Annotated in this window: 19 protein-coding genes; 15 read left to right on the forward strand and 4 right to left on the reverse strand. The window is 40.3% G+C overall.

Annotated elements, in window-relative coordinates:
- Window positions 1-6: 6 nt before the first annotated feature.
- Window positions 7-375 (reverse strand): DMT family protein, encoded by a 369-nt coding sequence (locus tag E4635_RS12425; RefSeq protein WP_135527022.1) that lies wholly within the window; start codon window positions 373-375, stop codon window positions 7-9.
- Complete coding sequence (locus E4635_RS12430) at window positions 372-1,880, reverse strand: helicase HerA-like domain-containing protein (RefSeq protein WP_135527023.1); 1,509 nt, start codon at window positions 1,878-1,880, stop codon at window positions 372-374. Before E4635_RS12430 ends, E4635_RS12425 begins: the two co-directional genes overlap by 4 nt.
- Before the next feature lie 394 nt (window positions 1,881-2,274).
- Here E4635_RS12430 and E4635_RS12435 point away from each other — a divergent pair, with 394 nt between their 5' ends.
- The 11 genes from E4635_RS12435 (at window position 2,275) to E4635_RS12490 (ending at window position 11,803) form a co-directional block, all read left to right on the forward strand.
- Entirely contained in the window at window positions 2,275-3,093 is an 819-nt protein-coding gene (locus E4635_RS12435; protein ID WP_135527024.1) for a MotA/TolQ/ExbB proton channel family protein, read from the forward strand.
- 59 nt (window positions 3,094-3,152) lie between these two features.
- Window positions 3,153-3,767 carry an ExbD/TolR family protein gene (locus E4635_RS12440; protein WP_135527025.1) on the forward strand — a complete coding sequence of 205 codons (615 nt, stop codon included), beginning with the start codon at window positions 3,153-3,155 and terminating at the stop codon, window positions 3,765-3,767.
- A gap of 18 nt (window positions 3,768-3,785) precedes the next feature.
- Entirely contained in the window at window positions 3,786-4,337 is a 552-nt protein-coding gene (locus tag E4635_RS12445; RefSeq protein ID WP_135527026.1) for an ExbD/TolR family protein, read from the forward strand.
- 27 nt (window positions 4,338-4,364) lie between these two features.
- Window positions 4,365-5,168, forward strand: coding sequence for an energy transducer TonB (locus E4635_RS12450; protein WP_135527027.1), 804 nt, complete (start codon window positions 4,365-4,367; stop codon window positions 5,166-5,168).
- A 226-nt stretch (window positions 5,169-5,394) separates the two neighbouring features.
- A complete protein-coding gene (locus E4635_RS12460; RefSeq protein ID WP_135527029.1) occupies window positions 5,395-6,306 on the forward strand; it encodes a PstS family phosphate ABC transporter substrate-binding protein in 912 nt (303 codons plus the stop codon).
- Window positions 6,307-6,322: 16 nt separating this feature from the next.
- A complete protein-coding gene (locus E4635_RS12465; RefSeq protein WP_135527030.1) occupies window positions 6,323-8,023 on the forward strand; it encodes a tetratricopeptide repeat protein in 1,701 nt (566 codons plus the stop codon).
- 242 nt (window positions 8,024-8,265) lie between these two features.
- The gene (locus E4635_RS12470) at window positions 8,266-8,898 is read left to right on the forward strand and encodes a 7-carboxy-7-deazaguanine synthase QueE (RefSeq protein ID WP_135527031.1); all 633 of its coding nucleotides are present in this window, start codon (window positions 8,266-8,268) and stop codon (window positions 8,896-8,898) included.
- An 11-nt stretch (window positions 8,899-8,909) separates the two neighbouring features.
- Window positions 8,910-9,356 carry an energy transducer TonB gene (locus tag E4635_RS12475; RefSeq protein WP_135527032.1) on the forward strand — a complete coding sequence of 149 codons (447 nt, stop codon included), beginning with the start codon at window positions 8,910-8,912 and terminating at the stop codon, window positions 9,354-9,356.
- A gap of 231 nt (window positions 9,357-9,587) precedes the next feature.
- The gene (locus tag E4635_RS12480) at window positions 9,588-9,980 is read left to right on the forward strand and encodes an energy transducer TonB (protein WP_135527033.1); all 393 of its coding nucleotides are present in this window, start codon (window positions 9,588-9,590) and stop codon (window positions 9,978-9,980) included.
- Window positions 9,981-10,194: 214 nt separating this feature from the next.
- A complete protein-coding gene (locus E4635_RS12485) occupies window positions 10,195-10,584 on the forward strand; it encodes an energy transducer TonB (protein ID WP_135527034.1) in 390 nt (129 codons plus the stop codon).
- Between the two features lie 55 nt (window positions 10,585-10,639).
- On the forward strand, window positions 10,640-11,803 hold the full coding sequence (locus E4635_RS12490) for an aminotransferase class V-fold PLP-dependent enzyme (RefSeq protein WP_135527035.1): 1,164 nt from the start codon (window positions 10,640-10,642) through the stop codon (window positions 11,801-11,803).
- Window positions 11,804-11,900: 97 nt separating this feature from the next.
- On the opposite strand, the gene E4635_RS12495 is transcribed toward E4635_RS12490, so the two are convergent.
- Window positions 11,901-12,602, reverse strand: coding sequence for a class I SAM-dependent methyltransferase (locus tag E4635_RS12495; protein WP_135527036.1), 702 nt, complete (start codon window positions 12,600-12,602; stop codon window positions 11,901-11,903).
- Between the two features lie 117 nt (window positions 12,603-12,719).
- On the opposite strand from E4635_RS12495, the gene E4635_RS12500 reads away from it, so the two are divergent.
- The 3 genes from E4635_RS12500 to E4635_RS12510 are packed head-to-tail and all read left to right on the forward strand — an operon-like array spanning window position 12,720 to window position 13,986.
- The gene (locus tag E4635_RS12500) at window positions 12,720-13,217 is read left to right on the forward strand and encodes a YkgJ family cysteine cluster protein (RefSeq protein WP_135527037.1); all 498 of its coding nucleotides are present in this window, start codon (window positions 12,720-12,722) and stop codon (window positions 13,215-13,217) included.
- Window positions 13,214-13,615, forward strand: coding sequence for a PH domain-containing protein (locus E4635_RS12505; RefSeq protein WP_135527038.1), 402 nt, complete (start codon window positions 13,214-13,216; stop codon window positions 13,613-13,615). Before E4635_RS12500 ends, E4635_RS12505 begins: the two co-directional genes overlap by 4 nt.
- Window positions 13,616-13,617: 2 nt before the next feature.
- Window positions 13,618-13,986, forward strand: coding sequence for a VOC family protein (locus E4635_RS12510; protein WP_169630261.1), 369 nt, complete (start codon window positions 13,618-13,620; stop codon window positions 13,984-13,986).
- Here the strand turns inward: E4635_RS12510 and E4635_RS12515 are convergent.
- Window positions 13,976-15,199 (reverse strand): exo-beta-N-acetylmuramidase NamZ family protein, encoded by a 1,224-nt coding sequence (locus tag E4635_RS12515; protein WP_169630262.1) that lies wholly within the window; start codon window positions 15,197-15,199, stop codon window positions 13,976-13,978. The two genes, E4635_RS12510 and E4635_RS12515, sit on opposite strands and share 11 nt — an antisense overlap.
- 5 nt (window positions 15,200-15,204) lie before the next feature.
- Between E4635_RS12515 and E4635_RS12520 the strand changes: the two genes are divergently transcribed.
- Window positions 15,205-16,458: an ABC transporter permease gene (locus E4635_RS12520; RefSeq protein WP_135527040.1), complete on the forward strand. Its 1,254-nt coding sequence runs from the start codon at window positions 15,205-15,207 to the stop codon at window positions 16,456-16,458.
- Window positions 16,459-17,069: the final 611 nt, after the last annotated feature.

Below are 17,069 nucleotides of genomic sequence, written 5' to 3' on the forward strand. Positions count from 1 at the left end.
ATGGTTCTATTTTTTGAAAATAAAATAAACGGCCAGGATTAGAAAACAAAAACCGACAGCGTGGTTCCACTTGAAGGTTTCGTTTTTGAAAAACAACATCGAAAACACAACAAAAACAATCAATGTTATCACTTCCTGGATGACTTTTAGCTGCATCAGGCTAAACGGGCCGCCATTGCCCTGGTATCCTATTTTATTGGCAGGGACCTGGAAACAGTATTCGAATAAAGCCAGTCCCCAACTGATGAGTACAATGGTGATTAATCCTGCATTTTCAAACCATTTCAGTTCCTTGAATTTTAAGTGCCCGTACCAGGCCAACGTCATGAATATATTGGAAAGGACCAATAAACCTATAGTGATGAAACTTCTCATTTGCTTTTCAATACTTTCATAAGGACATTAAATGCGCCGCGGATAAAGCTGGCACTCGTGACTACTTTCAATACCGATTTCCCAACTACTTCTCCCATTCCCGGCTCTTTGCTGGCCTGTTTTTCTTCTTCTTTTTCGGCAACTTCCTCCGAAATCTCGTCTATTTTTTTGGTCAGTATCTCGTAAGCACTTTCACGGTCAATCTCTTCTTCGTATTTTTCTACCAGTCTTGAGGCAGCATTGATTTTTTCAATTTCAGCTTCGGTTAGAATATCCATCCTGCTTTCAGGCGCGCGCATCATGGTAGCTGCGAGCGGCGTAGGGATTCCTTTTTCGTTCAAAGCCGTAACAAGGGCTTCGCCAATTCCCAGGGATGTAATTATTTCGTCAGTTTTATAATATTCGGACGTAGGGTAGTTGTCGGCGGTTTGTTTTATCGCCTGCCTGTCATTTGCGGTAAAAGCACGGAGCGCATGCTGGATTTTCAATCCTAACTGGGCCAGGACTTCCTTCGGCACGTCCATCGGGTTTTGGGTAATAAAATAAACGCCAATTCCTTTGGAACGGATCAGTTTGATAATGGTTTCGATCTGGTCGAGCAACGCTTTGCTGGCCTCATTGAATATAAGATGTGCTTCATCAATGAAAATAACTAATTCCGGTTGTTCCACATCTCCTTTTTCAGGCATCTGATTGTAAATTTCGGCCAAAAGGTTCAACATGAAGGTCGAGAATAATTTCGGTTTGTCCTGGATGTCAGTCAACCGTACAATATTGATATAGCCGCGGCCGTTTTCGTCAATACGCATCAAATCGTCAATTTCGAATGATTTTTCACCAAAAAAGACATCCGCTCCCTGTTGCTCGAGCTCGATTATCTTCCTTAATATAGTCCCTGTTGTGGCGGTGGAAATCTTGCCGTATTCCTGGGAAATCTCATCTTTGCCTTCTTCAGTACTATAATTCATGACTTTTTTGATGTCCTTTAAGTCCAGAAGAGGCATTTTTTTGTCATCGCAATACTTAAAGATAACAGCAATGACGCCGGCTTGGGTTTCGTTTAAATCCAGAATCCTGGAAAACAACACCGGACCGAACTCCGAAACTGTGGCACGCAGCCTGACCCCGTTTTGGGCCGATAAGGTCAATAATTCGACCGGAAAGGATTTTGGGGAAAACGGAATGCCTATTTTAGCATGCCTTTCGGTGATAAATGGCTGTTCGGTGCCTTCTTTGGCCACACCGGAAAAATCTCCTTTAATGTCCATCATCAGTACAGGAATCCCGTTTTGGGACAATTGCTCTGAAAGTACCTGGATGGTTTTAGTCTTTCCTGTTCCTGTGGCGCCGGCAATCAGGCCATGGCGGTTCATGGTCTTTAAAGGAATAGTAACGGGAATGCTTTGGGCTTCGCCGTCAAGGATGGCGCCTCCAAGGTTGATGCTGGCGCCTTTGCAGGCATATCCGGCAGTTATATCGGTTGTAAAGTTTTCTAATCTGCTCATTTTGTCCTATTATATATAGGTGCAAGATACTTATTTTTTAAGTAAAGTAATAAAGGGTGGGAAAACTTGTAAAATAGGCGTTATTTGTTATTTAAGTCAGATTTTACAGGGATTTACAGCCGATTATTTGATTTTCAAAGAAAAATCACATAATTTATGTATTTTGTAATAAAAATCTATTTTTTAAACTAAATAGTTAATAATCAAACAAAATCAAGCTAGTTTTTGAATATTCTGTAGGAGTATAAGTAAAAATAAATTCATACATTTACCGGGGCAGCCTATAAAATGTAAAAAAAGTTTTTTTATTACAAGTAAAAAATTAAATTTGCTCCCATTATTTAATAATTTCAACAAAAATTATAATCAATTAAAAAATTTAAATTTTAGAAAAATGGCAAACGTTAAAAAAGAAAGTAGTTCAAACGGAGGAGATATGTTCTCAGGAATTGTAATCGTAGCATGTATCGTTGTAGGGTTTTTGATTTGGCAATTTGTTATGGGTGCAGGTTCAAATTTTGAAGGAGAAGTAAATACAGGTCATCCAAAACCAGGGAATTATCTTGCAATGGTTTACAAAGGTGGACCAATCGTACCTGTATTGATGGGGTTACTATTAATGGTTGTTGTTTTCTCTCTTGAAAGATTCATGGTAATCTCTAAAGCAGCTGGAAAAGGTAACTTAGACGCTTTCATGAAAAAAGTTCAAGGAAATGTAACTGGTGGAGATATCGAAGGAGCTATCGAAGCTTGTGACAAACAAAAAGGTTCTGTGGCAAACGCTATCAAAGCTGGTTTGGTAAAATACCAAGCGGTTAAAGCTGAAGGATTCAGCAGCGAGGATGCTACTGAAACTATTCATAAAGAAATCGAAGAGGCTACTTCACTTGAAATGCCTATGTTAGAGAAAAACCTTACTATCATTTCTACATTAGTATCTTTAGGAACTCTTGCAGGTCTTTTAGGAACGGTAACAGGTATGATTAAAGCGTTTGGTGCGTTGGCTTCTGCTGGAACTCCAGACCAGGCGATGCTTGCAAACGGTATCTCTGAGGCATTGATCAACACTGCAACAGGTATTTCTACTTCTGCATTAGCAATTATTGTTTATAACTTCTTTACCTCTAAAATTGACACGTTAACGTACTCAATTGATGAAGCTGCTTCAACAATCGTGAATACTTACAGACGTTTCAAAGGAAGTTTAAAATAATATAAACGTGTTAAACGTTATATATAATATGACGTTTTTTCACATACAAAAATATAAATATGGCTAAAGTAAAAACGCAAAAAAAGGCGGCAGCTATCGACATGACAGCAATGTGTGACGTGGCTTTCCTTTTGCTTACTTTCTTCATCTTGACTGCGACCGCAAAGCAACCAGAGCCATTGCCAGTTGATACGCCTAGTTCTACAGTGCAGACTAAACTGCCTGAATCTGACTTGGCAACATTAACAGTTGGTAAAGGAAAAGTGTTCTTCGGGGTTACCGGAAAAGAAGTTAGAGTTAGGACATTAGAATTAATGGGAGTTAAGTACGGGGTGGCTTTTTCACCTGAAGAAAGACAAAAATTCTCTTTAATTGACGGTTTTGGTGTGCCAATGGCAAATTTGAAACAAGTAATTGCTATGACCAGCACTGAAAGGAATCAAAAAGATTTGCAGCCGGGTATACCTAAAGATTCTTTGGATAACCAATTGAAAGAATGGATTTATAATGCACGTATTGCTACTAAAGAAATAGCTGGTAAAGAGCTTAAAGTGGCAATTAAAGGTGATGCTAAACAAGAATATCCAGAGATCAAAAAAGTAATGGATATTTTACAGGACCAGCAAATCAACCAGTTCAATTTGGTAACTGGTTTACGTGGGAAAGATTTTTAATACTATAAAAAATAAACGATGGCAGAATTAAATACTGGCGACGGTGGCGGTAAAAAAGGCGATGGTAAGGTAAGAAGTAAAAAAGGCAATTCTAAGGTTGATTTAACAGCCATGGTAGATTTGGCATTCTTATTGATAACATTCTTTATGTTAACCACTTCGTTGTCTAAACCTCAATCCATGGATTTGGGTATGCCGGATAAAGATCCAGATCCAACCAAGAATACTACTATTGATGTAGCTGACAACAGGTCGATGACTATCTTGTTAGGAGATAATGATCAGGTAAAGTGGTACATGGGTCAGTTTGCAACTCCGTTGGAAGGGCCTGAACAAGTAGTATATGGCAAAGAAGGTATTCGTAAGGAACTTTTGTCAAAAATGACTTCAGTTCCTCAGGTAACTGGAGATCCTAAAAAAGGATTGATCGTAATCATTAAGCCGAGTAAAAAATCTACCTATAAAAACCTGGTGGATATCCTTGACGAAATGGCAATCTGCAAAGTTCCGACTTATGCAATTGTAGATATTACTAAGGAAGAGGTTGATCTATTAGAGAAACCAGAATAGGTTAAATTTAACCCTTAAAAAGAAATTATGAAATTAGATATATTCAAATCTCAATGGTTAGATTTAGTTTTTGAAGGCCGCAACAAAAAGTATGGTGCATACCAGTTGCGTAAAGAGAATCCTAAAACATCGGTTAAAGCGTTATTCATAGGAGCATCAGTTTTCGGATTGGCCCTGGCTTCACCTTTAATTATCGATATGATTCCTAAATCGGATGAAGCTAAAAATACACTTGATGAGAAAGTGGTTTTGGTTAATATGGAAAAACCAAAGGAAAATTTACCACCTCCACCAAAACCACCAGAGCCGCCAAAACCAAAGATCGACGAGGTAAAATTCGTGAAACCTAAGGTTGTTGAAGCTAAAAAGGTTGTTGAGGAGATCAAAACTATCGAAGAGCTAAAAGACAAAAACATTGCGGCTAAAGACCAAAAAGGAGATAAAGATGCAGAAATCGTAATCGATCAACCTACTGGTAATGCTGAAAAAGATGCGGAAATCGTAGATAACAATGTATATAGCTCTGCAGGTATCGAAGTACAACCGGAATTCCCAGGAGGACCGGCAGGTTTTGCTAAATACGTGCAAAAAAACTACCGTACACCGGAAGTGGAACAAGATCTTAAAGGACGTGTATTTGTGGAATTCGTTGTTGAAAAAGACGGAAGTTTAACAGATATCAAAGTAATCAGGGATTTAGGTTTCGGTACAGGAGCAGAAGCAATCAGAATGCTTAAAAATGCCCCTAAATGGAAGCCGGGTGTTCAAAACGGTAAAACAATCCGTGTACGTTACAGCTTGCCTATCATGCTTGACATCAGAACAGAATAATGGATAATTATAATTCAAATGATTCTCAGAAGAAATCGCTCAAAGAGCGATTTCTTCTCGTTATAGGTATACTGTTCTTTTTGCTTTACCTGGCTTTTGGCCTGGCAGTCATCTTCTGGAAAGGTTTGCCCCTTGCTATGCCGGACGGCTATAGGATGGCTTTTGGTATTATTATAATAATTTACGCTTTTTTGCGTTTTATTCGTTTCTTTCAAAAATCATGAGCATGAAAAAAATAACTTTTTACGCTGTTTTTTTACTTTTTATAATCGCCTTGGCCTGTGACAAAAAAGCAAACAGCAAGGATAAGGAAACAATCCTCAAAGGAAGGGCAACAATACTTGTGGATGAGACTTTGCTTCCGGTTATGGAAGACCAGGTTGATGTTTTTGAAAGCCAGTACAATGCCACTGTCACTTTAATAGGCAAGTCCGAATCGGAGATAGTGCAGCTATTGTCAAAAAACAAGCAGCAGTTAGCTGTTTTGCCTCGGGAACTAACTAAAAATGAAGCTGAAATATTCGAAGCGAAAAAGATTACGCCAAGGATTACTCCGTTGGCCACTGATGCAATCGCGTTTGTTTGCCACAAAAATAACAAGGATACGCTTATCGATTTGCAGAATGTGATTACCTTTGTGCAAGGCAAGGACCAGAGCGGTTTTAAAGGACTGGTTTTTGACAATCCAAATTCAAGTACGGTACGTTATTTTAAAGAATTGGCCAAAGTAAATGCTTTGCCTAAAGAAAAGATATTTTCCTTTGATACCAACAATGAAGTGATTCAGTTTGTTGCCAAAAACGAAGGGATGATTGGTGTTGTAGGAGTAAATTGGCTATTCCAGCCAAAACCTGACATGACAGATGTTGTCAAACAGGTAAGGATTTTAAGTGTTAAATCTTCCAAAACAAAAGGATATGTTTATCCTAGCCAGGAGAACATATTTACAGGAGATTATCCTCTTACCCGTGAAATTAAAATGTTAAATTATCAAGGATTTTCGGGTTTAGGCATGGGATTTGCTTCCTTTGTAGCAGGAGAGATTGGCCAGAGGATTATCCTTAAATCAGGATTGTCGCCCGTAAGGATACCGAGCCGGAATATTGTCATCCGAAAAGAAATCGAGAAGAAAGAATAAATTAATATCAACTAAAATGAATAAAGTTAAAGTTTTTAGTATCGCTTTAGTAGCCTTAGGATTTGCTGCCCATGCGCAGGAAGTGGAATCTGCTAAAAAAGCGATCGATGCAGAACAATACGAAAAAGCAAAATCTATTTTGAAATCAGCTGTAAGTGCCAAACCGGACAACGGAAAGGCGGCGTTCTTATTAGGGAATGTATATTTACAGCAAAACCAGGCTGATTCTGCTAAGATATTTTTCCAAAAAGGATTAACAGCAAAGGAAAATCCTGGATTTAATTATATCGGTTTGGGTCAAATCGACCTGGATAACGGAAACGAGGCAGGAGCACAGTTTAATTTTGACCAAGCCCTGAAAGACGCCAAGAAAAAAGATGTTGAACAATATGTTTATATTGGGAAAGCATTGATCAATTCGGAAAAACCGGATTACAAGAAAGCGATTGCCACGTTGCTGAAAGCAAAAACAATCCAGCCGAATGACCCGCAATTGCTGATAACTCTTGGAGATGCTTATTATGCGGATAGAAACCAAAACGAATCTTATAAGGCGTATAGCAATGCTTTCGATGCCGATCCTACTTTGTTGCGAGCTAAAATGCAATTAGGGGTTTTGCTTAAAGGGGCAAAAGCATTCCCTGAAGCAAAAACGGCATTTGACAATGTTGTGGCTTCCAATGCCAATTACGGCCCGGTATACCGCGAGCTTGCCGAAACGTACTATTTATGGGGGAATAACGACAAGGCAAAGTACAAAGAATACACAGAAAAAGCGTTGGGATTCTATGAAAAATACATGAGCCTGACCGATTATTCTTTGGCTTCGCGTATGCGCCATGCCGATTTCCTGATCTTGGCGAAAGATTATGTGGCTCTTGAGAAAGAAGCGAATGAAATGAAGAAATTGGATAATGTAAACCCTAGGATCTTACGTTATTTAGGTTATTCTTCTTATGAAAACGGAAATGCTGACGCTGCGATCAAAGCCTTGCAAGATTACACTGGAAAACCAACCAATAAAATTATCGGAAGGGATTACCTATACCTTGGCCTTGCCCAAATCAAAAAAGCGATCCCTACCATGGCGCCGGACAGCAAAGAAAAAATAAAAGTGGACGAACCATTGTTCAATACTGCGGTGGCAAACATCAGAAAAGCGGTAGATATGGACAAGCCGATGGCTAATGACCTAAACGATATCGGGAAAGGCTTATTCGACCAAAAATTATACAAATATGCTGCTGCGATCTACGAAGTGGCTACGTCCAATCCAAACTCTAAAAATTACCTGTATGATAATTTTTATTTAGGATATGCCATTTATTTTGAAAACGCTTACAAGGAAGCTGGCGAAAAAGTAGATGTAGTAAGTTTGAAAAAAGCGGATAAAGCGTTTGAAAACGTGACTATTGCTTCGCCAACAACCCAAGAGGCTTATATTTACAGAGCCAGGGTAAACAGTTTGATGGAGTCGGATGCGGCTGCACAGGCACAAATGGCCAAAAGCTACGAGGATTACATCAGGGTAGTTACTGAAAAAGGAGATGCCGAGCTTTCCAAACCGGCTAACAAAACTAAATTTATTGAAGCGTACCAGAACTTGGCCCTGCACAATAAAAAAGACAAGGCAAAAGCGTCTGAATATATCAATAAAGCGTTAACCCTTGATCCTACCAATGCGGATAGCCAGAATATCCTAAAAGCGTTGAAATAACCGCATTACAACACAAATATACAAACCGTCCTGATGAAAATCCGGGCGGTTTTTTTATGGGCAGCTTTTCCAGCTTTCGCCTTTATCTTGTTATGGCTGTGTTGCCACAACAGCCATAACAAGGATATCGGCTCTATCTGGGCTGCAACCTGGCTTTTTAATTGCCCGCCTGTCTAAAAAACAAACAATCGGATACACTAACCATACAAATTGACTACCTTTGCAAACTATTTTAAATACAGATGCTTACAAAAGAAATTCAAATTGCCGTTGAAAAAGGGGATATGCTTCCGCTGATGGAAGAATTCTATACCATTCAGGGCGAAGGATACCACACAGGAACAGCAGCCTATTTCATTAGGATTGGCGGTTGCGATGTGGGTTGTCATTGGTGTGATGTCAAAGAAAGCTGGAATGCCGAACTGCATCCGCCTACCAAAACAGATATCATTGTCCAAAATGCAAAAAAATACGCTGAAACCGTTGTGGTTACCGGCGGAGAACCTTTAACATGGGACATGGGCCTTTTGACTGGGAAGTTAAAAAAAGAAAACCTTCGGGTACATATCGAAACCTCCGGGGCATATCCCGTTACCGGGGAATGGGACTGGTTTTGCCTTTCTCCAAAAAAAAATAAGCTTCCGGTTGCCGGTGCTTATGCGATTGCCAATGAATTAAAAGTGATCATCTATAACAAACATGATTTTATTTTCGCGGAAGAACAGGCAGCAAAAGTGAATCCTAATGCCATACTCTTCCTTCAGCCGGAATGGAGCAAAAAAGAAGAAATGACGCCTCTTATCGTAGATTATGTAATGAATAACCCAAAATGGAGAGTATCATTGCAAACTCATAAATACTTAAACATACCTTGATTTTTTTGCCCATGCGATTGTTTCTTTTATTTTTTTTACTAGTTGCTCCTGTAGTGGCAAATGCCCAGATTTCAGGAGAAGATGAAGTATATCTAAATGGTGATTATGTCGAAGCCAGGTTTAATGGCGGCGGAATAGAGAAATTCCATGAATTCATATACTCCCGCCTGGATCGCTCCAAGATTACCAAACCCGGAAAAATAGTATTTACGTTTGTTATTTCCGAAACCGGTGAAATCAAAGACGTAAGGATAGTCGAATTTCCGTATGTGGAAATGGCAACCGAAATCATCCGTGTTATCAAAACCGCCCCGAAATGGCAACCGGCCAAAAGAGGAGGAAAACCTACCAGCCTGAACGTAAGGTTCCCTATGGAATTCGTCCAAAAAGGAAACAAAGAGCAAGGCCGGAAAGTGGAACCGACAGAGAAGGAAATAGATTCCGGGAGAAAGGAATGATGCGAAAAGGATGACAATGCTTTTGAGGGATTATTGCTGCAATCATCATATTTCCAATGTATGTTAAAATTTAACATGCATTTTTTTGTGGTTTATTTGGATTTGACTTATTTTTATCTTTTATTTAACAAAATAAATGAATTAAAGGTATTTTCGCCCCAAAGAAAATAACTTAACTACCAAGTAAAAGGTATAGCTTAAAATAAAATTTAACCTAAATACCACATTGTTATGAAAAGGAAATTGCTACTAATGTTGGCGTTGATTGTTACGCAGTTTATTTTTGGACAAGCACCATTAAATAATGTAAAAGGAATCCCGGTCCCATTTGAAACTGTGGAGAATCAGCCTATTTTCCCAGGAGGGAATAATGAATTCATCAAATTTGTCGGGAAGAATTTCAGGGCACCTGAAGTGGAAGACCTTTCCGGTGTCATAAAAGTTACTTTTATTATAGAGGCTAACGGCACAATTGGTGAGATCAAGGTAATCCAGGACTTAGGACATGGCACTGGAGAGGAAGTAAAAAGAGTTTTGCGTTCTTCCCCTCAATGGACTCCCGGAGATCAGGGAGGGAAACCGGTTCGGGTCTTGTATACGCTCCCGATAACAGTACGAAATTAAAAAAAACAGGCACCGGATTCACTCCGGTGTTTTTTTTTGCCCAAAACCCATTGGAAACCAAGTTGTGTAAGTAAAATATTGGTTTTTAGTACTTTAGTGGTATTTCGTCGATTATATTTTGTATGCTGACGAATCGGTTGTATCATTGTCGGCTTGAAAATTCTGAATTAGGATTGGACTAATTCGGTTTTATAGCCCGCAATGAGATTGATTTATGAGAAAAATTACCATTTTAGTATTGAGTTTTTTTATCGGGACACTGGCTTTTTCCAACGTTTTGGACACTACAGTTGAAATCCCGGTACAATATGAATCTGTTGAAGTTAAACCATTATTCCCGGGAGGAATTAGTGAGTTTATGAAATTTGTGATGAAAAATTACCAGGTCCCGGAAGAAGATGAAGGCGGGGCGACGGGAACAGTCCAGGTAAGTATCGTTATTGATGTTGACGGAAGTGTTACCCAAATCAACATCCTTAAAGATGTGGGCAATGCCGGTAATGAGATCAAAAGGGTTTTGGCAAAATGCCCGAAATGGACCCCCGGAAGGCAAAAAGGAACAAATGTAGCGGTAATGTACAATTTCCCGATTACGATTAAATAGTAGATAAAATCCCAAACATTGTTTGGGATTTTTTATTTTTACTGAAAACTAAACTATGAAGTCGCATTTTCAGATCAATCCAAATATCACTTTTTTAAACCACGGTTCTTTTGGAGCCTGTCCCAAACCAGTTTTTGAAGAATTCCAGAGGATACAGCAGGAATTGGAGTTCGAACCGGTGTATTTTATGCAAAAAAAGGCCGCCAATTATTTAAAGACTGCCAGGGAACGCTTAGCGGAATTTGTCGGATGCCAGCCGCAGGACCTGTTTTTTAGTCCAAATCCTACAATGGCTGTCAATACAATCATGCGAAGCCTGAAGCTGGAGGCCGGTGACGAAATCCTGGCTACGGACCATGAATACGGAGCCATGGACAAAACCTGGCATTTTTATAGCAAGAAAACCGGGGTCAACTATATCAGGCAAAAAATTACATTGCCAATTACCTCTAAGGAACAAATCCTGGAAGAATTTTGGAAAGGGTATTCTTCTAAAACGAAAGTGGTGTTTATCAATCAGATCTCGAGTGCCACGGCATTGATTTTCCCGGTAAAGGAAATTTGCGATAAAGCGCAGGAATTAGGGCTTATCACTATTGTTGATGGGGCACATGTCCCGGGGCATATTGATTTGAATATCACGGATCTTAATCCGGACTATTATACCGGAACACTGCACAAATGGATGCTGGCTCCTAAAGGAAGCTCTTTTTTGTATGTCAAAAAGGAGTTTCAGGAAGACCTGGATCCTTTGGTGGTCAGTTGGGGATATGAAAGTGACGCTCCTGGCGAAAGCCGTTTTTTGGATTATCACGAATACCAGGGAACCAGGGATGTTTCGGAGTTTATGTGTACCCCAAAAGTGATCGATTTCCTAAATGAAAATAACTGGAAAGAAAAGTACAGCGCCTGCAGGCAAATGGTCCTGGATAATTACCAGCGTTTTTGCGATTTGCTGCACACCAAACCGATTTGTCCTGTCACGACTGAATTTTTAGGGCAGATGGCCAGTATTCCCACTCGTACAGAAAAGCCATCTGAGCTAAAAGAATTATTGTATGACAAATATAAAATCCAAATTCCGGTAATGCCCTTAAACGGGAATATCTATTTGAGGTATTCTATCAATGTGTACAATTCGCAGGAAGATTTGGAGGTTTTATACAAAGCACTCCAGGATATTATAGCCACAACAGACTTGATCAAGATAGTGCCATAGCCCGGATGGGAGCGGCATCCTTTTAGCAAAACCGGTATTTTCTTTTTTAGCATGCCGGTTTTTTGCTAAAAGATATAGCGGACAGCCGGACCAGCTCCTAAAAAAGCCTCGCCAGGTAATCGAAATGTTCTCCTTCGCAAATTAATTCGCAGTGCAGCCCGTTAGCATTGGCGGCATTCTGCAGGGTGTTGTAATCAAGGTACAACCACGGAAAGGGCGCGTCCGTTTCGTTTTTGTATGAAATGGTAAACGTGAGCTCGCCATAATAGTCATCACCGGGAATCCATTTCCCGCCGTCTTCGTCTTCGTCAAACATGTAAATGATATCCGAAGAATCAATAAGGATCTGGCCGCCAGGGTTTAAAAGTGATTGTAAAGCCAACAGGTATTTTGATGTTTGTGCCAAAGTCCCGAAAATTCCTGTCCCATTCATTAAGAGCAAGATGGTATCGAAGGTTTCGCCACGGATATCCAAAACATCCTGGACACGGGCATTTTGCAATCCACGCAATTGGCAGGCTTTAATGGCATTTGAGGAAATATCTACGGGAAGTACGTCAAGATTCCGTTGGTTTTGCAGGAATAATGCATGGCTTCCGGCACCGCAGCCAACATCCAGGATTTTGCCTTTAGCTAAAAGCAAGGCTTCCTGTTCGAGTTTTGGCATTTCGTCAAAGGAACGGAACAGATAGGCAACGCTCATTTCATCCGGTTCCGAAATGGAAGTTTCGGTAATGAGGTCTTCCGGGGAATTATGAGTTTGGAAATCGAGGATGGCTTTTCCGAAAAGGTCTTTCATAGGTAGGATGTTGTTTGATTGTTTTCTGTGTGACTTCTGTATAAATTACACCTTTTTTTGCTTGAATTTGAGTAAATTTGTACCTGGATTTTCAATTAACCGATAATCCTTTTGCAAATGCTAAAGCCATCATTAAACGAAATTCAAAAACTAGCCAAAGATAAGCATAACGAAAACAAAAAGTATTTCGATAAGCTTAAAAAGAAAGCGCCCAAGAACCTGGATTACCTGATGCAGGAAATGCACGATGCCGAATTCAAGAAAACCGATTGCCTGCAATGTGCCAATTGCTGCAAAACGACCGGCCCGCTTTTTACTTCGGCGGATATCGAAAGGATTGCCAAACATTTCAGGCAAAAGCCACAACAGTTTATCGACCAGTACCTTCGCATCGATGAAGATAATGATTATGTATTGCAGCAGGTCCCATGCACTTTCCTGGATGCCGAGAATTATTGCATGATATACGACGTGCGCCCTAAAGCCTGCCGTGAGTTTCCGCATACTGACCGGAAAAAGTTCCAGCAGATTTCCAACCTTACCTTAAAGAATCTCGAAATCTGTCCTGCGGCTTATAATATTGTAGAAGAAATGAAAAAAAGAATACCGGTATGATGACCGAATACAAATCAAAAATGAATTATTGGCTGGCCTTGCCGATATCGTACCCTATTTGCCTATCGGTTTACGGCATGATAAAGGGAGAATGGCTGGGCGCACTGGCCTTCGTTTTTCTAATCGGTTCCATCCTGATTGTGTCTTATTTTACCAAATATAGTGTAGATGGCGCCACTCTTACGGTAAAGACGATGGCAGGCAACCGGAAAATCGACATCCGTTCCATCCGGAAAATTGAGAAGACCAATTCCATTGTAAGCACTCGGGCTCTTTCTTTGAACAGGATCTGGATACATTATAACAAATATGATGAGATAGTGGTTTCACCCAAAGAAAGACAGGATTTCATTGACAGGCTTCTGGCTATAAACCCCACTATAGAAATAAAAGTGTAATCATGGCAAGATTCCAACCCATCCGCCCGATGATCTGGACCAACGAATTAGACGAAACCATTGGTTTTTATGTAACTGTTTTGGGTTTCACTTGCGAAGAATATAATACGGAATGGGGCTGGGCAGCCTTGCAGAAGGATAAAGCGGAAATTATGTTGGCCAAACCAAATGAGCATACCCCTTTTGAAAAACCCATGTTTACCGGCTCGTTCTATATCAATGTTGATGATGTTGACGCGCTTTGGAATATCCTGAAAGACAAATGCAGGATTTGTTACGAAATTGGCGACTTTGAATGGCAGATGCGCGAATTTGCAGTGTATGACAACAACGGCTACCTGCTGCAGTTCGGTCAGGAAATTAGTAAATAAGGTATTTAGCGCGTATTTTTTTAAAATCCTCGATCCCCTTTTTCCAGCTGTTCCGGATTTCAGTTTCCGGGATCCCGGCTTCAATTTGCTGCTGTAATTTCTTGGTACCGCTCAATTTGGTAAAAAAATCAGTAAAAAACTTTGATTTGTCGCTGGTGGTCCGGTACGCTTTTATAAGCCATTTCAATTCCAGCTGCTTTACCTTACCAATGGAAGACAAATCTTCACCATAACATAACTGGCCTTTAAGTGGAGGTTCTTTGGAACCAAAATTAGGTTGGGGAGTAAAGCTGAAAGCGCTCTTCGGCAAAGATGGAGAACCGTAAACCTGGAATTGTTTTTCCGTGCCACGCCCTAAACTGACATTCGTTCCTTCAAAAAAACACAAACTCGCATACAAATTGATGGCTTGGTCGTTGGGTAAATTTGGCGATGGTTTGACAGGCAGGCTGTAAGGCATTTCCCGACGGTAGTCCAGGCATGGAATGACAGTTAAGGAACATTGGATTCCATTTTTCAGCCATTTTTCACCATTGATCATTTTTCCGTATTCGCCTATTGTCATCCCATGCAATACAGGAATAGGGTGCATCCCCACAAAACTTGTAAATTCTTTTTCCAATACAGGCCCGTCAATTATGGCGCCGTTTGGATTAGGCCTGTCCAGTATTATGAGTGGCAAGTTGTTTTCCGCACAAGCTTCCATCACATAATGGAGTGAAGAGATATAGGTATAAAAACGGGCGCCTACATCTTGCAGGTCGAAAACCAGGACATCTATCCCTGCCAATTGTTCCGCTTTGGGTTTTTTGTTGCTTCCGTAAAGGGAAATAATAGGCAATCCGGTTTTGGTATCTTTCCCGTCTATTACATGTTCGCCCGCATCGGCAGTGCCCCGGAAACCATGTTCGGGAGCGAATATCTTCCGGATGTCCACTTTTTTGCCCAGCAGGAAATCGACCACATGGGTCTTGTCGGAAAGTATTCCCGTCTGATTGGTTACAATGCCCACTTTTTTGTCTTTCAGCAAAGGCATATAGGCTTCATAATTGTCTGCGCCGGTCTTAATAGCTGAAGTTGGGGTGCTTTTGATTGCTCCTTCTTTGTTTTGTCTCTTATCACTTACGTCTTTCTCCTTAATTGAACTTCCGCAAGAAAAAACTACCAATAAAAGGAATAATAATGTATTTTTGAAAACAGAATTGTAAATCATAGCCATTGAATTTAGAATATTTTATTGCCAAACGTTTATCTGACGCTAAAAACCATAAAAGTAGTATATCTGCGCCAATTATAAAAATTGCGATATCTGCTATTGCAATCGGTTTGGTAATGATGATTGTTTCGGTTGGCACAGGGGTAGGCTTGCAGCAAAAGATCCGTGAAAAAGTATCGGCTTTTAACGGGCATATCCTTATTTCTAATTTTGACGACAATGTTTCACAGGTAAGCCTGGCGCCGGTTTCCACCAACCAGGATTTTTACCCGAAATTCACTTCTGTCGAAGGAATCCAGCACATACAGGCCGTGGCCAGCAAAGCGGGGATTATCCGGACCGAAACCTCTTTTGAAGGGATTGTTTATAAAGGAGTAGGGAAAGATTTTCTTTGGAGCAACATCAGTGAGTACCTCGTTCAGGGACGAATCCCGAATCTTACAGGCCCACTCAACGCCGAAATCATCATTTCTGAATATTTAGCCAATAGGCTGGAGCTGAAACTAGGGGACAATTGCAATACATTCTTCATGAAGGAGAACGGAAGCCAACTGCCGAACCTGCGTGTTTTCAAAATCGTCGGTATTTATAATTCCGGGTTTCAGGAATTTGACGCTACTTATATAATAGGAGACATTCGCCATATCCAAAAAATCAACAAATGGAAACCTACTGAAGTAGGCGCTTTTGAAGTTTTTATCAATGATTTTGATAAGATTGACGAAAAGGGGCTGGAAGTGTACAACAATTCCCAGAATAGGGAAGACCCGAGCAAAACCCTCGATGCGCAGACCATCACACAAAAATACTACTACATCTTCGAATGGCTTAAGCTGTTTGATTTCAATATCGTGGTCATTCTTATCATTATGATTGTAGCCTCTACGATCAATATGGCAGTGGCCCTGCTGGTGCTTATCCTTGAGCGGACCCAAATGATAGGGATCCTGAAATCACTCGGAGCAAACAGCTGGTCGGTACGCAAAATATTTTTATACAACGCCCTGTACCTTATCACCAAGGGGCTTTTTTGGGGAAACCTGATCGGTGTGGGAATGCTCCTTATCCAGAAATACTTTGGCATCGTAAAGCTCAACCCCGAAAATTACTATGTCAACGTTGCTCCGGTCAACATTAATTTCTGGCATATCCTGACCTTGAATATAGGAACAATCATTATTTGCCTGTTGGTTCTGCTGATTCCGTCATTCATCATCACCAAAATTTCTCCTATAAAAGCCATCAAGTTCAATTAATCGTATTTTTTGTGCGTGTCCCTTCCCGCGTGAATTGCTAAAATGCTATTTTGTATGCATCGGGCCGGGCTCTTCGCTGCAATCTTTTGTTTCGTTCCTCCCCAAAAGGATTTTCTCTTCGATCCCTCACGCGGGCCTGATTAGCGAATGCTTCAATTAGCGAATTAGCGGATTTGTACCTTCCTTATATATAGGTATGTTTCAATTCGCTTATTCCTTCATTCGTCCATTATCTCCTTCCTTGATATATAAGTATAGTTTCTATTAACGGAGGATTTTTTAATTCGCCCATTCCTTCCTTATATATAATAGGTATGTTTTCCATCCGCCCATCTGCTCCTATATATATAGGTATGTTTTCAATTCGCTTATTCCTTTCATCCATTATCTTCTTCCTTAATATATAAGTATAGTTTCTATTAACGGAGGATTTTTTAATTCGCCCATTCCTTCATCCGCTCATTCGCTCATTCCCTCCTTAACATATAAATAGGTATGCTTTTTAATCCCCGGATCCGCTCCTTTTTTCATGGGCTAATCCGTTTTTGGGTGTTTTGGGCGGTTTTTGGGCTTTCCCAAACGGCCTTCAGGGCATCTTTGCACCTTGAAAA

It is taken from the genome of Flavobacterium humi (assembly GCF_004745595.1).
In the GTDB taxonomy this organism is placed as follows: Bacteria; Bacteroidota; Bacteroidia; order Flavobacteriales; family Flavobacteriaceae; genus Flavobacterium; species Flavobacterium humi.

What these genes read in the sequence shown, in the direction of transcription:
- E4635_RS12485 (WP_135527034.1), top strand. Translation starts at nt 10,195, where the DNA reads ATGAGAAAAATTACCATTTTAGTATTGAGTTTTTTTATCGGGACACTG.
- E4635_RS12500 (WP_135527037.1), top strand. Translation starts at nt 12,720, where the DNA reads ATGCTAAAGCCATCATTAAACGAAATTCAAAAACTAGCCAAAGATAAG.
- E4635_RS12425 (WP_135527022.1), bottom strand. Translation starts at nt 375, where the DNA reads ATGAGAAGTTTCATCACTATAGGTTTATTGGTCCTTTCCAATATATTC.
- E4635_RS12430 (WP_135527023.1), bottom strand. Translation starts at nt 1,880, where the DNA reads ATGAGCAGATTAGAAAACTTTACAACCGATATAACTGCCGGATATGCC.
- E4635_RS12510 (WP_169630261.1), top strand. Translation starts at nt 13,618, where the DNA reads ATGGCAAGATTCCAACCCATCCGCCCGATGATCTGGACCAACGAATTA.
- E4635_RS12440 (WP_135527025.1), top strand. Translation starts at nt 3,153, where the DNA reads ATGGCTAAAGTAAAAACGCAAAAAAAGGCGGCAGCTATCGACATGACA.
- E4635_RS12475 (WP_135527032.1), top strand. Translation starts at nt 8,910, where the DNA reads ATGCGATTGTTTCTTTTATTTTTTTTACTAGTTGCTCCTGTAGTGGCA.
- E4635_RS12450 (WP_135527027.1), top strand. Translation starts at nt 4,365, where the DNA reads ATGAAATTAGATATATTCAAATCTCAATGGTTAGATTTAGTTTTTGAA.
- E4635_RS12445 (WP_135527026.1), top strand. Translation starts at nt 3,786, where the DNA reads ATGGCAGAATTAAATACTGGCGACGGTGGCGGTAAAAAAGGCGATGGT.
- E4635_RS12465 (WP_135527030.1), top strand. Translation starts at nt 6,323, where the DNA reads ATGAATAAAGTTAAAGTTTTTAGTATCGCTTTAGTAGCCTTAGGATTT.
- E4635_RS12470 (WP_135527031.1), top strand. Translation starts at nt 8,266, where the DNA reads ATGCTTACAAAAGAAATTCAAATTGCCGTTGAAAAAGGGGATATGCTT.
- E4635_RS12435 (WP_135527024.1), top strand. Translation starts at nt 2,275, where the DNA reads ATGGCAAACGTTAAAAAAGAAAGTAGTTCAAACGGAGGAGATATGTTC.
- E4635_RS12480 (WP_135527033.1), top strand. Translation starts at nt 9,588, where the DNA reads ATGAAAAGGAAATTGCTACTAATGTTGGCGTTGATTGTTACGCAGTTT.
- E4635_RS12460 (WP_135527029.1), top strand. Translation starts at nt 5,395, where the DNA reads ATGAAAAAAATAACTTTTTACGCTGTTTTTTTACTTTTTATAATCGCC.
- E4635_RS12495 (WP_135527036.1), bottom strand. Translation starts at nt 12,602, where the DNA reads ATGAAAGACCTTTTCGGAAAAGCCATCCTCGATTTCCAAACTCATAAT.
- E4635_RS12515 (WP_169630262.1), bottom strand. Translation starts at nt 15,199, where the DNA reads ATGATTTACAATTCTGTTTTCAAAAATACATTATTATTCCTTTTATTG.
- E4635_RS12505 (WP_135527038.1), top strand. Translation starts at nt 13,214, where the DNA reads ATGATGACCGAATACAAATCAAAAATGAATTATTGGCTGGCCTTGCCG.
- E4635_RS12490 (WP_135527035.1), top strand. Translation starts at nt 10,640, where the DNA reads ATGAAGTCGCATTTTCAGATCAATCCAAATATCACTTTTTTAAACCAC.